The following is a 14,712-nucleotide window of genomic DNA, read 5'->3' on the forward strand; positions in this document are numbered from 1 at the left end:
ACCCGGCATGTTCGGCCAAGGTCCTAACGAAGGATGAAGACCTGCTCAAAAGAGCGGCGCATGCCTCGCGGCAGAAGCGCCGCGTCGGGGCGTTTCTTGCCGATGGCCACAAGCATGATCGGCACATATTTGGGATCCAAACCCATGAGGTTTCGAACACCCTCCACGTCAAACCCGTCCATGGGGTGAGTGTCCCAACCCTGATCCAGGGCCGCGAGCATGAGGTTCATGGCAAACAGACCGACGTTTCGTGAAGCATAGCCCAGAGCGCGATCTCCTCCGTAAAGGCGTTCCGCAGCGGCCATGGCCTGAGGCAACGCCTCGGCTTTCATGTAGCCCTTGGCGACCCAATCTTCAAACACATCTTGGCTTTCCAAAAATTGCTGGGTGTTGCCAGAAAGGACCAGAACCGCCGAGGCCTCTGTGACTTTGGGTTGATTCATGGCCACGGCGCGCAACTTCTCTTTTTCTTCCTTGGAAATGACGGCCACCACCTTCCAGGGCTGCAGGTTGAAGGAAGACGGAGCCAGTTTGGCCGCCTCGTAGATCTTTTCGAGATCCGAAGCCGTGATGGTCACTGAGGGGTCGAAAAAATTGACCGATCGTCGCCTCTCGTTCAGAGCCCTCCACTCCATGCTCTGCTCCTTCCCTCTTAAGGTTGCCTATCGGGTGAAACCGCGCGTCTTGAGATCCGCTCGGCTTTATGTTAAGCGATCACCTGTTTCAATGGCTATGACTTATGTATTCAATCCCCAAAAGCCTGCGCATTTCAAGAACAGTTCAGGAGAAGCCCCGCTCATGGAAACCGTCATCACGCGATTTGCTCCGAGCCCCACCGGTTACCTGCACATCGGAGGTGCTCGAACGGCTCTGTTCAACTGGCTTTTCGCCCGCCGTCACGGCGGCGTTTTCATTTTGCGCATCGAAGATACGGATCGCGAAAGATCCACGGACGAGTCCATTCGAGCTATTCTGGAAGCCATGGAATGGCTCGGCATGGATTGGGACCAAGGCCCCTATTACCAGACACAGCGCATGGCTTATTATCGAGAATACCTGCAAAAACTCTTGGAAACAGGTCATGCTTACTACTGCGAATGTTCCGCCGAAGAGGTGGAGCGGCGCCGACAGGAAGCCCTCAAGGCGGGAAAAAAACCCAAGTACGACGGTCGGTGCCGGGAAAAAGGTTTGGGACCCGCGCCAGGCCGTGTGGTGCGCTTCCGCTGTCCTCAAGCCGGCACGACCCTCCTCAACGACCTGATCAAGGGGCCCATCGAATTCGACAACGCAGAACTGGACGACCTGGTGCTCTTTCGAAGTGATGGCATGCCCACCTACAACTTCGCGGTGGTGGTGGACGATGTTTCTATGGGGATCACCTATGTCATTCGTGGCGATGACCATGTGAACAATACCCCGCGCCAGATTCTGCTCTACCAGGCGCTAGGCGCTCCATTGCCTCGATTTGCCCATGTCCCCATGATCCTCGGCCAGGATCGCACGCGCCTTTCCAAACGCCACGGCGCCACGTCCGTCATGGCTTACAAAGACATGGGATTTCTGCCGGACGCATTGGTCAATTACCTGGTGCGCCTCGGGTGGTCCTATGGGGATCAGGAAATTTTCAGCCGACAGGAACTCATCGAAAAATTCGACTTGGACCGTGTGGGATCTTCAGCAAGTGTCTTCGACATGGAAAAGCTTTTGTGGCTGAACGCCCATTACCTTCGAGAGAAAACCCCGCAAGAGCTTGGAGGCCTGGTGCTGCCGTTTCTTCGGCAGATGCAATTGCCTGAAAAGGAGGCCTCATTTCTGGAACGGGCCGTGTCAACCCTGCAGCCTCGATCGCGCACACTGAAGGAACTGGCAGAAGGGCTGCGCTTTTACCTGGTCGATCGGGTAAGCTATGACGACCAAGCGGCGCGAAAGTTTCTCACCCCGGACATGATTCGTCCTTTTCGGCTTTTGATGGAACGCCTACAGGCTCTGAATCGTTTTACCGAAGAGGCCGTGGAGAAGATTTTCAGGGAATTGGCCGAAGAGATGGGCCTCAAGCTGGGAAAAATTGCTCAGCCCGTTCGCGTGGCCCTGACGGGAGTGACGGCCAGCCCGGGGCTATTTGAGATTATGGATATATTAGGAAAAGAGGCGGTGATTGGACGGCTGGCTCAAGCGTGTGCGTACATGGAATCCGTGAAGGGCTCACAAGAGAGTGCCTGAGCTCATTCGAGGGCGTCGGCAGAAGGAAGACGAGGGGCCGTTGGCGCCCACAAGGGGTTGGCCCTGATGCCGATGCCGTGGCCAGGCGCCGAAAAGCATTGATCCAAAGAGGCTGACCCCAAAGGCTCTCCAAGTGTTTTTGTACGCGGATGGAGCTTCCGGCCGAGGCTTTCGGAAGGACGGCCTTCATGCCGTCCGCACATGTGGGGACACGCGGGAGCGCGTCCCCCTCGATGCAATGGGAACGCTCATGATAGGAGCAGCGTCCACCAGTCCATGGACATTGAGGTCACATCGGCATTTTTGGACGGGCTGCTTGAGTAGCCGAGTCCGGGAACTCCAACAGAGGATTTAGGGCTTTGAACCGCCTGAGAACCTTACCCCTGCGGTATCGTCTCATCGTGCCCTTTATCGTCCTCGCTTTTTTCGGGACCTGTTCATTGGTGTGGCTCGCCATTTTAAGCCAAAACACCCTCATTCAGCGCCAAGAACAACAACGGCTTGAAAGCATTTACAAGACTTTTCTGCACACGCTTGAACTGCGCGGTCAATGGGCTGTGTCATTGGCTTCGGGCTTTGCTCGAAACCCGGAAATCGCCAAAGCCTTGGCCGACCGGGACCGAATGCGGTTGCTGGAGTTGTGCTATCCCGCCTATGAATTCATGCGACGTCACTACGGCATTTACCAATTCCACTTTGAGATTCCTCCGGGGCGTTCGTTTCTGCGCCTGCACAGGCTTTATCAATTCGGCGATGAACTCTGGACCTATCGAAAACAAATTCAAGACGTTTTCAAGGAGGGCCGCAGCGTCTACGGGCTGGAATGGGGGGCGACGGGTTATGGTATTCGGGGTGTTGTGCCCGTGTACTGGCAAGAACAGTTGGTCGGGCTATTGGAAGTGGGGTTTTCTCTGGGAGAAAAGATCGTGGAGCCCATGCGCCTGCATGGGGATGCGGATGTGAGTATTTTGTCGGTGCACGAAGGGCCCCCTGAAGAGCTTCATGTGGTGGCGTCAACGCTGTCCGACGCCTTTGAACGACCGCAACGCACATACGGCGCTGTGTTTGCCTCCGGCATTCCACAATATGTCCACCTTAAAGTGGGGCATCGCCCTTATGCCTTTCTCCTTCATGCCGTGCCCGATTATCGCGGCGAACCAGCCGCGCTGGTGGAAGTGGGTGTGGATCGCTCCGACGCCGCTGCCCTCACGGTCCGCTACCGTCGCTGGATGCTTGGGCTGGGCTTCATTGGCATGGTCCTCTCGGTGGGGGCCATCTATATCATTGCGCTTTTCTTTACTCGCCCTATTGACCGCATGATTGCCTTTGCTCGAGAAATCGCCATGGGCCGCGCCGTTCGGCCCCTGGAAGTGCGCCCCTTGGGGGAGCTGGGCACCCTGGCCGATGCCTTGGACGAAATGTTGGGCACCCTGGAGATGTCTCGAGAGCAAATCAAACTGTATGCGGCCACGCTGGAGGAAAAGGTTCAGGCGCGGACGCGGGAACTTCGAGAGTCTGAAGAAAAGTACCGCACATTGGTGGAACGGGTTCCGCTGGTGGTGTACCGGTTGGATAAGGACGGCAACATGGTTTTCGTCAACCGCTTTGTGGAAGACCTTTTGGGCATGTCTCAGGCGGAAATTCTGGAGATGCCTCGGTTCTGGAAGGAAAAAGTCTGGTTCGAGGACCGTGACCGCATCTGGCCTCTCATGGACCAGTGCCTGCGGGAAGGTCGCGAGTTTCGAGAAGAATACCGTCTGCGCCATCGAAACGGTCAGCCCATCTATGTGCTGGACCATGCTTTGCCCGCTTTGGATGCGGAAGGCAAGGTCCAGATGGTGGACGGCTTTTTGGTGGATGTCACCGAACGCCACGCCCTGCAGCAGCAAATCATTCAAACGGAGGAATTGCGGATGCTCAGCGAGATTTCCGCGCGTCTGGCCCATGAAATCCGCAATCCCATCGCCGTGGCCGGAGGGTTTGCGCGCCGTCTTATGAGTCGCCTGCCCGAGGATGATCCGCATCGGCAAAAGGCGCAGATCATCTTGAAGGAAATGGCCCGTTTGGAAAACATTTTGGAAAGAATTCAGGAATATTTGAAGCCGGTGGTGATTGTTCCCGTGCGAAGCGATATCAATGTTCTGGTCACTCAGGTCCTTGAGGACCTTTCACCCAAATTCCAAGCCCAGTCTGTGCTGGTCGAAGCGCATCTGCAACCGGATCTGCCGCTTCTTATGCTGGACCAGAATCTGGTTAAAAAATCCTTGCACGTTCTCCTGGAGGCTCTTTTGAGCTATTGCCCTGAGGACGGGGGTACCCTCAAAATCTCATCCGCCTCCGGGCCGAACGTCGTGCTCTTTGAAGTGCAGGCCTGCGGTCTGCATGTTTCCGACGATGACATCGAACATTTCTTTTATCCCTTTACCAGCCGCATGGATGAGTCCCGTCTGCTGGATCTTCCACTGGCCAAAATGATCCTTCACCGTCACCGCAGCCTGGTGCGGCTGCAGCGCAAAGGCGAGAAGGAACTGCTCTTGAGCGTGTCTTTTCCCATGTGCTGAGCCAAGAATGTGCGGCGTTCTGCAGGAGCGATCCCTTTGATCCCAATCGGAGGAGCGAACCTTTGGTACCGAAGGAAGGCGCTCCTGCGCGTCCGGGGATTGACGGACCCCCAAGACGCGGTTCCTCCGATTTCAGTGCACGGGTGCGCCCGCCGCATTCGATGTCCAAGAGAGGCTAGGGGATAGGTCTGAGAGTGCCCTTTCGTGGCGTTCGGAAGGGGCCGAAGGTGCCAACAAAGGGCGTTCTTGGGGTCCGAAAGGCCGCGGACGGCCGGAAGGCCGTCCCTTTGAAAGCAAGGGCACGCAAATCCTTGATTCGGGCGGAGGAAACCTCGGACAGCGTTTCAGACAAGGTCTTGCAAGGAAGCCGGTCAGGGAACAGCTTCGGTAAGAGCGTCGCACACCGCGATGCTCCATCGCGCCTTGCAACGCTCTTACAGAATATTAAAGAAAACGGTTCCGAAAAGCCATTGTCAGACACGACCCTTTGGGCCTTTGGCCGTCGGTGCGCCGCACAGTTTTCCTTGAAAAAGGCCTTCACGGTCCATGTAGGCCAACAGGGTTTCAATGTTTTTTTGCTTTTCCAGGGTCCACAACGGCGCGACCAGCTCCTCGGGATGAGGGTCCCCCGTCACCCGCTGCACAATCACATGGGCAGGCAGATGCGCCAAGAAAGCCGCGCAGGCTCGCACATACTCCTCCCTCGTCAGACACCGATAGCGTCCCTGCCGATAAAGGCTTTCCAGCGCGGTGCCCCGCACCACATAAAGGACATGAATCTTGACGCCCTGAATGTCCAAACGGCTGAGAAAGGATGCGGTGGCGATCATGTGTTCCAAGGTCTCTTCGGGAAGTCCCAAGATGACGTGAACACAGACGGGAAGGTTTCGATGGCGGGTTCTTTGCACGGCGTCCACGAACTGCGCCACATCATGGCCCCGTCGAATGCGGCGTAGGGTTTCGTCATGGGCCGACTGCAGCCCGTATTCCAGCCAGATCATGTGGCTTTGGGCAAGGGATTGGAGATAGTCCAGGACAGGGTTCGGTACACAATCGGGCCGTGTGCCGATGCTGAGGCCCACCACATCGGGATCGCTCAACGCCTGCGCGTAGATGTGACGAAGCTTTTCCAGAGGGGCGTAAGTGTTGGTGAAGGATTGAAAATAGGCCAAAAATTTCTTGGCCTTGTATCGTGAGGCAAGATAAGATTTGGCGTCTCGAATCTGGTCCTGAATGGATAGGCCTCTGTGAAAAGCGCCGGTGCCTGAACCTCGAGGGTTGCAATAAATGCAGCCGGATGTTCCCAGGGTGCCGTCGCGATTGGGGCAGGTGAGTCCCGCGTCCAGGCTGATCTTGTGCACGCGGCATTGAAACACGCTGCGTAGGTACGTGTTGTAATCCCGATAGGGCTTGGCGCCGGCGACCATGGGCCGAAAAGGGTCCTCCATTTTTGGGCGAGGTAAGAAAAATTTTACAGGCTTTCGGAAGGAAAGACCACTATGAGTTTCATCTATGACGTGATCGTCGTCGGGGCCGGCCATGCGGGATGTGAAGCCGCCATCGCCGCCGCCCGCATGGGGTGCCGCACTCTTTTGCTCAGTCTCAATTTAGATACCGTGGCCCACATGCCCTGTTCGCCTTCCGTCGGGGGTATCGGCAAAGGGCATTTGGTCAAGGAAGTGGATGCCCTGGGCGGCGTCATGGCCAGGGTGACCGACGGCACGGCCATTCAGTTTCGGCGGCTGAACACCAAGAAAGGTCCCGCCGTTCGCGGCACACGAACGCAAAACGACAAGGTGCGTTATCGCACCGCCATGAAACACGAGATTGAAAAAACGCCCAACCTGGAACTCAAACAGAGCCTGGTGGAATCCCTTGTGGTGGAAGGGGAGCGCATCGTCGGGGTGGTCGATCAGTTGGGTGTCTTTTACGGCGCACGATCGGTGGTGTTGGCCACCGGGACCTTTCTTCACGGCCTCATCCACATCGGCACGGCGCACATCCCTGCCGGCCGGGCCTGGGAACTGCCTTCCATTGCTTTGGCCGACCAACTCAAGAACCTTGGATTCCAATTGGGTCGCATGAAGACCGGCACGCCGGCACGGCTGCATCGGCAATCCATCGATTTCAGCCGCTTTCGTGAACAGCCCGGCGACCCGGATCCGCGCCCCTTTTCGCTTTTCACCGACCGCATTGCTCTGCCGCAGGTGTCCTGCCATTTGGGCCGCACGCATCCTCGCACCCATGAGATCGTGCGCCGCCACATTCACCTTTCCCCCCTGTACAATGGGACGATCAAGGGGGTTTCCGCCCGCTACTGCCCGTCTCTGGAAGACAAGGTGATGAAATTTCCTCACAAGGAGGAACACCAGATCATTTTGGAGCCTGAAGGTTTGGAGACGGAAGAGATCTATGCCAGCGGCACGGGCAATTCCCTGCCCTATGAAATCCAGCTGTGTCTCATTCGAAGCATTCCCGGCCTGGAAGAAGCGCAAGTCATGAGGCCGGCCTACGCCATTGAATACGATTTCGTGCAGCCGACCCAGCTCAAACGCACCCTGGAAACAAAGAAGGTGGCCGGCCTTTTCATGGCCGGTCAAATCAACGGCACATCCGGCTACGAAGAAGCGGCGGCGCAGGGCCTGTGGGCGGGCATTAATGCGGCGCTCAAAGCCCAAGGGCGCCCTCCGTTTGTCCTGGACCGTTCCCAAGCCTATATGGGCGTTCTGGTGGATGACCTGGTGACGCGCGGAACCAATGAACCCTATCGTATCTTTACCTCACGGGCCGAATACCGGTTGTGGCTTCGAGAAGACAACGCCGATGTGCGGCTTCTGGAACTGGGATACCAGTTAGGCCTGCACAGCCGCGACACTTATAAGGAACTCGTGGAGCGAAAGCGGGCCATCGAAGCAGAATTGCAACGGCTGCGAAGCCATCGCATTTTTCCTTCAGCCGAAGTCAATGCCTACCTAGCCGCTAAGGGCAGCGCGCGCCTGGAAGAACCCTTGACCCTGGATCGGCTTCTCAAACGGCCGGAATTGACCTACGAGGATGTCGTCCACCTAGCGCCGCCTTTCGAACCCCTTCCGGAACGCGTTCGAGAACAAGTGGAAGTGGAATGCAAGTATGAAGGCTACCTGCAGCGGCAACAAAAGGAGATGCAAAAATTTCAAAATATGGAAAGGGTGCGCATTCCCGAAAATTTCTTCTTTGAAGGCATTCCGGGGCTTTCCCACGAAGTGCGTCAAAAACTCACGGCCGTGCGCCCCGAAAACCTCGGCCAGGCCTCGCGCATTCCCGGCATGACCCCGGCAGCCCTCTCCGTCCTGATGGTCTATCTCAAGCGCCATCAGGGAGTAGCAGCCGGCGCACATGAATGAATTATCATTCATTTTTTGTTGGCTTTTGGGCAACACTTCGTGTGAGGTGCTGGACGGCGGGACTTCAGGGGTGCCTTGGCCGCGAGGAAGGGGAATGTGCCGAAAAAAGACGGGCTCTTGGGGAAAAATGGCGATGCCCGATAAAAACGCACACTTTTCGAGGGAGGGCCCTCAGGCCGTCCGCCAATCTGCGGAACGGTAGGAAACGGTCGCTTCAAGGTGGATCGGCTGAGCAAAGCTCAAGGAGCTCTCTCGCAAATGGCTCTACGGCGCCGTTTTCGTTCCATTCTGTAGGGGCGCCGAAGGGCGTGATCTCCACATGGACCTTTAGGCTTACGGGACCCGCACCGGCGTGGGGTCGCGGCGAGCCCTGCTGCGACAGCATTAAACCCAAGGAGGTGGCCAAACCCTATCGGTCGCGCGCTAGGCAAAGGAGGGATGTATTCCCGTGCTTTTGGGAATGAGCGGACCGAGGAGACGCGGTCCCTTTGAAAGAATGGAAGGTGGCTGAAGAGGTCGAGCGGCGGGAGCCAGCCCCATCGTTGGGAGATGTGGGGCCGCAAGAAGGGACGACGCCTGGGCGTGCCGTCCAGCGGGTTTTCAGGGAGCGGTCAGAACTGAGCCACAAGGCTTGGTGGATAAGGTTTTTGTGGATGCTTGGCGTAGTGATGAGGGCATATTGCGTTTCGCTCGCACAGTAGGCGGGTGACGTCGTCAAGGGTGAAGCAGCTCGTGACATCGAAAAAGGAGGACAGGTCGTGAACATTGTGGTGCTTCTCAAGCAAACGCCGGACACAGAATCGGTCATTCGCATCGCGCCGGACGGGCAATCCATCGTGACGCAGGATCTCAAGTGGATCATCAACCCCTACGACGAATTTGCCGTGGAAGCGGCGCTTCGCCTTAAGGAAAAGCATGGCGGCACGGTGACCATCGTCAGCTGGGGGCCGCAGCGCGTGGTGGAAGCCATTCGAACGGCCTTGGCCATGGGCGCCGACAAAGGTGTTCTTTTGGACGACGAGGCTCTGGAGGGCAGCGACAGTCTGGGGGTTGCTCGGGCCCTGGCGGCCGTGGTGCAAGGGCTGCAGCCTGACATTGTTTTGTGCGGTTCCCGGGCCGTGGATTACGACCTGGCGCAAAGAGGGCCCATGGTGGCGGAGCTTCTGGGCTGGCCCCATGTGGGTCTGGCTGTTTCCTTGGAATCCGACGGTTCGAGCGTGACCATTGAACGGCCCCTCGAGGGTGGCAAGGTGATGTTGCAGGCCGACCTCCCCGCCGTGGTCACCATGGGTGGGTCCCATGCCGTGTGGAACCCCCGCTATGCGTCTCTTCCCGGCATCATGAAGGCCAAAAAGAAACCGTTGGAAATGAAAAAGCTTGCCGATCTTGGGCTCAGTGTCGAGGAATGCGGCGCGCCAGCAGCCAAGATTCGCATGGTTTCTCTGGAAATGCCTCCAGAGCGCAAACCCGGTCGAATCATCGATGACGGACTGGACACGGAAGGCAAAGCGGCCGCTTTGATCAAGGCGCTGCATGAAGAGGCCAAGGTGATCTAAAGCTTGGATTCAGAGACACGATCAACGCCACAGGAGCGTAAGGAGATAAGAAATGGCCGACTGTGTGGTATCGATTGCCGAGTTTCGTGCGGGGAATTTTCGCCGAGTATCGTTTGAAGTGGCCAGTGAAGCGCGGAAGCTGGCCGACGCGTTGAATGTGCCCCTCTACGGCATCGCCGTGGGATCCGGCGTGGCCGACAAGGCGGTGGAATTGGGCTACTACGGTGTGGACAAAGTGTTTGTGGCGGAGGACGCCGCGCTGGAAAACTATGTCCCGGAACTTTACGTGCCCGTCGTGGCGGCTCTCATCGAGCCATTGCAGCCTGCGGCGGTGCTGTTGCCGGCTTCGGTGGACGGCAAGGACCTCAGTGCCCGGTTGGCGGCGCGGCTGCAGACCGGATTGGCCCAGGATTGCATTCAGGTGGAGTGTGATGGTGGCGTCATCAAAGCCAAGCGTCCCATCTTTGCTGGCAAATGCCTTGCCTGGTGCGAATGGGCCGAGGGCGCTCTGCCCATGATTTCCTGCCGACCCAACGTCATGGATTGCAAGGCCGCCGACGCCACGCGGCAGGCTCAGGTGGAAAAGGTGGCCGTAGAACTTCCGGATGCCCGGTCGCGCGCCTTGGGTGTGGAACTGGATACCACGGGCAAGGTGGAATTGACGGAAGCGGAAATCATCGTTTCCGGTGGCCGGGGCATGAAGGCTGCGGAAAACTTCGCTATTTTAGAACAACTGGCCAAGGAACTGGGCGCCGCGGTGGGGGCGTCTCGAGCGGCGGTGGATGCGGGCTGGCGGCCCCATTCCGATCAGGTGGGCCAAACGGGCAAGGTGGTCAACCCGAATCTGTACATCGCCGTGGGCATTTCCGGGGCGATTCAGCACCTGGCGGGCATGGGCTCTTCCAAATACATTGTGGCGGTGAACAAGGATCCGGAAGCCCCCATTTTCACTAAGGCCGATTACGGTATTGTGGAAGACCTGTTCAAGTTTATTCCGGCTTTTACGGAAGAAGTGCGCAAGTTGAAGAGCACGTGCTAGGGGAACTAAGGCTCGATGCGTGAGCGTGGCTGGCACCGCGCTCACGCTCCAGTCGAAAACGCTGGAGGGCTGAGCGCTGAGCGTTCAGGACGTGCCGCTGCCCGGCGAGGGGGCGCCCCAAATGCCTGTGACGTCGGGGCAAGGGGAAGTGAGCATTGAAGGCCTCTGGGCGGTGCCCAGCATGGCAGGGGATAGGGAGGAGGACGTGCATGGATCGCCCGTGGCTGAAACATTATAACAGCAAGGTACCTCAGGAGATCGATTTTCCCAATTGGCCGCTTCCGGTCCTGGTGTCGCGGACGGCGGAAAAGTATGCTGCAAACACGGCGACGGAGTTTTTCGGCGCCAAGGTGAGTTACAGGCAGTTTTGGGATCAGGTGCTACGGCTTGCCGCGGCGCTCAAGGACATGGGCGTTGGCCAGGGGACACGGGTGGCCATCATGCTTCCCAACTGTCCTCAGACCATGATCGCCTACTATGCCACCCTGTGGTTGGGCGGCGTGGGGGTCATGACCAATCCCATGTATGTGGAACGGGAAATGGAGCACCAGTGGAACGATTCAGGAGCCGAGGTGCTCTTTGTTTTGGACCACCTGTTTCCCAAGGTGGAAAAGGTCCTGGCGTCCACCAAGATTCGTACAGTGTTGGTCACCAGTCTACGAGAATATTTGCCCTTTTTGTTTAAGGTTCTCTATCCCATCAAGGCCAAGAAACAGAACCTGTTCATGGCCGTCCCCTATGACGGACGCCGCGTGGTGAATTTTTCTCAGCTCCTTGCCAAACATTCGCCGCTCAAGGACGCTTGCGCCGCCTCTCTGAACGACCTGGCCCTGTTGCAGTACACCGGTGGAACCACGGGAGTGTCCAAGGGCGTCATGTTGAGCCACCGTAACATCTTGGCCAATGTGCTGCAAGTGGCCGCATGGTTTCCTGATTTTCGTTGGGGTCGGGAAAGGCTGGTGGCCATTTTGCCCTTCTTTCACGTCTTCGGCATGACGGTGTGCATGAACTTTTCCCTGTACGGCGGATGCACGACCATTGTGGTTCCCCGGTTTGACGCCGATGAATTCATCAAACTTTTGCACAAGAGCCGACCGACCTTGTTTCCTGGTGTTCCCACCATCTACGTGGCTTTGATCAATCATCCCAAGGTCAAAGACTACGATTTGTCCTCCATTCGGTTCTGTATCACGGGTTCCGCACCGATGCCGGTGGAGGTGCTGAGGAAATTCGAAGAAATGACCGGCTGCATTATCGTGGAAGGCTACGGGCTTTCCGAAGCCAGTCCCGTGACCCATGTCAACCCCATCAGTGGCATGCGAAAACCCGGGTCCATCGGCATTCCCGTTTCCAGCACCGATGCACGGATCATCAGCCTGGAAGACGGGGTGAGCGAGGCGCCCCTGGGCCAACCCGGCGAGCTGGTGGTCAAAGGTCCTCAAGTCATGCTCGGCTATTGGAACATGCCGGAGGAGACGGCGTCGACCCTGCGCGATGGTTGGCTGTACACCGGCGACGTCGCCACGATGGACGAGGACGGTTACTTTTTCATCGTGGATCGTAAAAAAGACATGATTATCGCCGGAGGCTACAACATTTATCCGAGGGAGATCGACGAAGTTCTTTACACGCATCCCAAGGTTTTGGATGCGGTGACGGTGGGTGTGCCCGACCCGTACCGAGGCGAAACGGTCAAAGCCTTTATTGTTCCGAAACCCGGTGAAACATTGACGGAAGAAGAAATCATTGCGTTTTGCAAATCCAAGCTGGCCGCCTACAAGGTGCCAAAGGCTGTGGAATTTCGAGAGGCTTTACCTAAGACCATGGTAGGCAAGATTTTGCGAAAGGAATTGCGAGCGGAAGAACTGCGCAAAGCGCAAGAGAAAGCCGGTTCGAAAAACTAGGAGCGTCCTCGAGACCGCCTTCCCTTGGCTTTTTTGTTCCGAAGGGACCGGCTCCTGCTGGTCCGCAGATTTTCGGACGCACAGGAGCGCATCCGTCCGATACCGAGGACTTGCCCCACCGATGTTCCTCAAAGGGCCCGCGTGCTCACTCGGATGTGGGGACTGCCGGAAAGGACCCCCTTGACATCTTAAACCGTTTCACAATTCTTTATATTTCGCCCGGTTTCTCGCTATAATGCGTTAAAATTTGACAGTAAAAACCGTTAGGGCGTGGAACATTTCCACGGACACCATGTCGGCGAGTGGGCGGAGGTCTTACAGCCCGTGGCGGACAAAGACTACTATGGCATTCTTGGCGTTTCCAAAGACGCTTCAAGGGATGAGATTCGGCGGGCTTATCGGACTCTGGTTCGAAAGCATCATCCCGACCGAAACCAGGGCGACGCGGCCGGCGAAGAAAGACTCAAGGAAATCAACGAAGCTTACGGGGTTTTGGGGGATCCGGAAAAGAAAAAGGCCTACGATGCGCGCCGGAAAGCTTCATGCCCTTGGTCCTCGACGCCTTATCCGGCCTACGGCGTGCGTGAATCCTTGGCCGCTCTAAGACACGGCCGATCTAGGGCAAGTTTTTTCAGGTGGATTCACGAAGATTCTTTTATGGACGATCTCTCCTTCGTGGAAAAGTGCCTGGACCCTTGGTGCTGCTTCATGGAACGCGCTCCAATGTCTTCGAAAAAAAGGGCGGGCATCAAAGGGCCATCCATTGAAGTGCACATCGAAGTGGCCTCATCGCGCCTGGCCCAGGGCGAGGCGGTATGGGTTAGCTATCGCGTCGAAGGCCGCGTGGAAGAGGTCTTGGTTCGAATTCCACCCCATGTGGGTGACGGAGCCCGCCTGAGAATGGCCGGCCGCGGGGCCCCATCCCCTCACGGAGGCCCGCCCGGCGACCTGTACGTCGTTGTTCACGTGGTTGCCGACGCGTGATCTTTTTCCTTGGCAGGACCTGGACTATGGCGCGGCCATCGCCAGCCGCTTCCGATGAGCCAATTTACCAAGCCGCCCGGGATTTTCTTTGGTTGCAGGACCGAGGTTACCCGCGCGAGGCGGCTTTGCATTGGGTGGGGAATCGCTTTGCTTTGGTGCGCAGCGAGCGAGATCTCCTTCGCCGTGGCGTGTTTTCTCAAAGAAGCGCCGCTCAGCGGCTCGCCAAAAGAGTGCGCGGCGCCTTGTGGCGTCACCGGCCTTTATGGGTGGACGGTCATAATGTGCACATCACGGTGGAAAGCCTTCTTCTCAAAAGGCCTATGGTTTTAGCCAACGACGGCGCTTTGCGCGATGTGGCGGCGCTTTCGGGAAGCTACCACATGTCGGAGGTGACCGAGCCGGCCATAAAAGCGATTTTTTCATTTCTTGAGGCGTTTCCTTCCGTGGAAGTCTATTTTCTTTTTGATGCTCCCATGAGTCGAAGCGGTGAACTGGCCGCCCAATACAGAAAAAGCCTTCAAAAACACGGTCTTTTGGGTGAAGCATGGGCTGTGCCGGTGCCGGAAAAACATTTTCCGACATCTAAGGCGGTGATTGCTTCCAGCGACCACGCCGTGGTGGAATCCTCCACGCACTGGCTGGATCTGGCCCGCGGGGTGATGGATTTCATGAGCCTACCGTTTTGCGGCTACGATTTTCGTGGGCTGGCCGCCATTTAAAAGCGCATTCAAAGACGCTTTCCGTGGGTTCGTGCGCGCGGATCGAGGATTTCTGCGCACATGCTTTCGGAGAGACGCGCTTTTGCACGTTCGTCATGATATTCCCAACACGCAAGCCGCCTCAGGGTTTGGCAACTTTCGGACCGCGAGGACGCGGTCCCTCCGAGAGAAACCCGTGAGCGGTCCCTCCGAAAGAAACCCAGGTGCGGTGCGCCCGAAAGAAACCCGTATGCGGGACCTTCCAAAGAAACCGGCGCCAAGGGGAGATGCAGACCCCGAGGAAAGAAGGCCTTCGAGAAAAAGGTGGGGTGAACCCCTGGTGTTGAAGGGACGCGCTCCCGGGAGC

General features: G+C 57.3%; 11 protein-coding genes. 9 read left to right on the plus strand and 2 right to left on the minus strand.

Annotated elements, in window-relative coordinates:
- Nucleotides 1–23: 23 nt before the first annotated feature.
- A complete protein-coding gene (locus tag ACUVSA_RS05455; protein ID WP_445894064.1) occupies nucleotides 24–635 on the minus strand; it encodes a nitroreductase family protein in 612 nt (203 codons plus the stop codon).
- 163 nt (nucleotides 636–798) lie between these two features.
- Here ACUVSA_RS05455 and gltX point away from each other — a divergent pair, with 163 nt between their 5' ends.
- Complete coding sequence (gltX, locus tag ACUVSA_RS05460; RefSeq protein WP_445894065.1) at nucleotides 799–2,220, plus strand: glutamate--tRNA ligase; 1,422 nt, start codon at nucleotides 799–801, stop codon at nucleotides 2,218–2,220.
- 359 nt (nucleotides 2,221–2,579) lie between these two features.
- Nucleotides 2,580–4,781 (plus strand): cache domain-containing protein, encoded by a 2,202-nt coding sequence (locus ACUVSA_RS05465; RefSeq protein ID WP_445894066.1) that lies wholly within the window; start codon nucleotides 2,580–2,582, stop codon nucleotides 4,779–4,781.
- A gap of 473 nt (nucleotides 4,782–5,254) precedes the next feature.
- Here ACUVSA_RS05465 and ACUVSA_RS05470 read toward each other — a convergent pair whose 3' ends face one another.
- Entirely contained in the window at nucleotides 5,255–6,229 is a 975-nt protein-coding gene (locus ACUVSA_RS05470) for a TIGR01212 family radical SAM protein (protein WP_445894067.1), read from the minus strand.
- Nucleotides 6,230–6,280: 51 nt separating this feature from the next.
- Here ACUVSA_RS05470 and mnmG point away from each other — a divergent pair, with 51 nt between their 5' ends.
- From mnmG to ACUVSA_RS05505, 7 genes are all read left to right on the plus strand, one after another.
- Complete coding sequence (gene mnmG, locus ACUVSA_RS05475) at nucleotides 6,281–8,164, plus strand: tRNA uridine-5-carboxymethylaminomethyl(34) synthesis enzyme MnmG (RefSeq protein WP_445894068.1); 1,884 nt, start codon at nucleotides 6,281–6,283, stop codon at nucleotides 8,162–8,164.
- A gap of 758 nt (nucleotides 8,165–8,922) precedes the next feature.
- Nucleotides 8,923–9,720 carry an electron transfer flavoprotein subunit beta/FixA family protein gene (locus ACUVSA_RS05480; protein WP_445894069.1) on the plus strand — a complete coding sequence of 266 codons (798 nt, stop codon included), beginning with the start codon at nucleotides 8,923–8,925 and terminating at the stop codon, nucleotides 9,718–9,720.
- A gap of 52 nt (nucleotides 9,721–9,772) precedes the next feature.
- Nucleotides 9,773–10,759, plus strand: a complete 987-nt coding sequence (locus tag ACUVSA_RS05485) for an electron transfer flavoprotein subunit alpha/FixB family protein (protein WP_445894070.1) — start codon at nucleotides 9,773–9,775, stop codon at nucleotides 10,757–10,759.
- A 91-nt stretch (nucleotides 10,760–10,850) separates the two neighbouring features.
- Nucleotides 10,851–10,997, plus strand: a complete 147-nt coding sequence (locus ACUVSA_RS05490) for a hypothetical protein (RefSeq protein WP_445894071.1) — start codon at nucleotides 10,851–10,853, stop codon at nucleotides 10,995–10,997.
- Complete coding sequence (locus tag ACUVSA_RS05495; protein WP_445894072.1) at nucleotides 10,969–12,663, plus strand: long-chain-fatty-acid--CoA ligase; 1,695 nt, start codon at nucleotides 10,969–10,971, stop codon at nucleotides 12,661–12,663. The genes ACUVSA_RS05490 and ACUVSA_RS05495 overlap by 29 nt, the downstream gene beginning before the upstream one ends.
- Nucleotides 12,664–12,933: 270 nt before the next feature.
- Nucleotides 12,934–13,647, plus strand: coding sequence for a DnaJ domain-containing protein (locus ACUVSA_RS05500; protein WP_445894073.1), 714 nt, complete (start codon nucleotides 12,934–12,936; stop codon nucleotides 13,645–13,647).
- A 26-nt stretch (nucleotides 13,648–13,673) separates the two neighbouring features.
- A complete protein-coding gene (locus tag ACUVSA_RS05505) occupies nucleotides 13,674–14,366 on the plus strand; it encodes a DUF434 domain-containing protein (protein ID WP_445894074.1) in 693 nt (230 codons plus the stop codon).
- Nucleotides 14,367–14,712: the final 346 nt, after the last annotated feature.

The sequence above is a fragment of the Desulfosoma sp. genome (assembly GCF_052743555.1).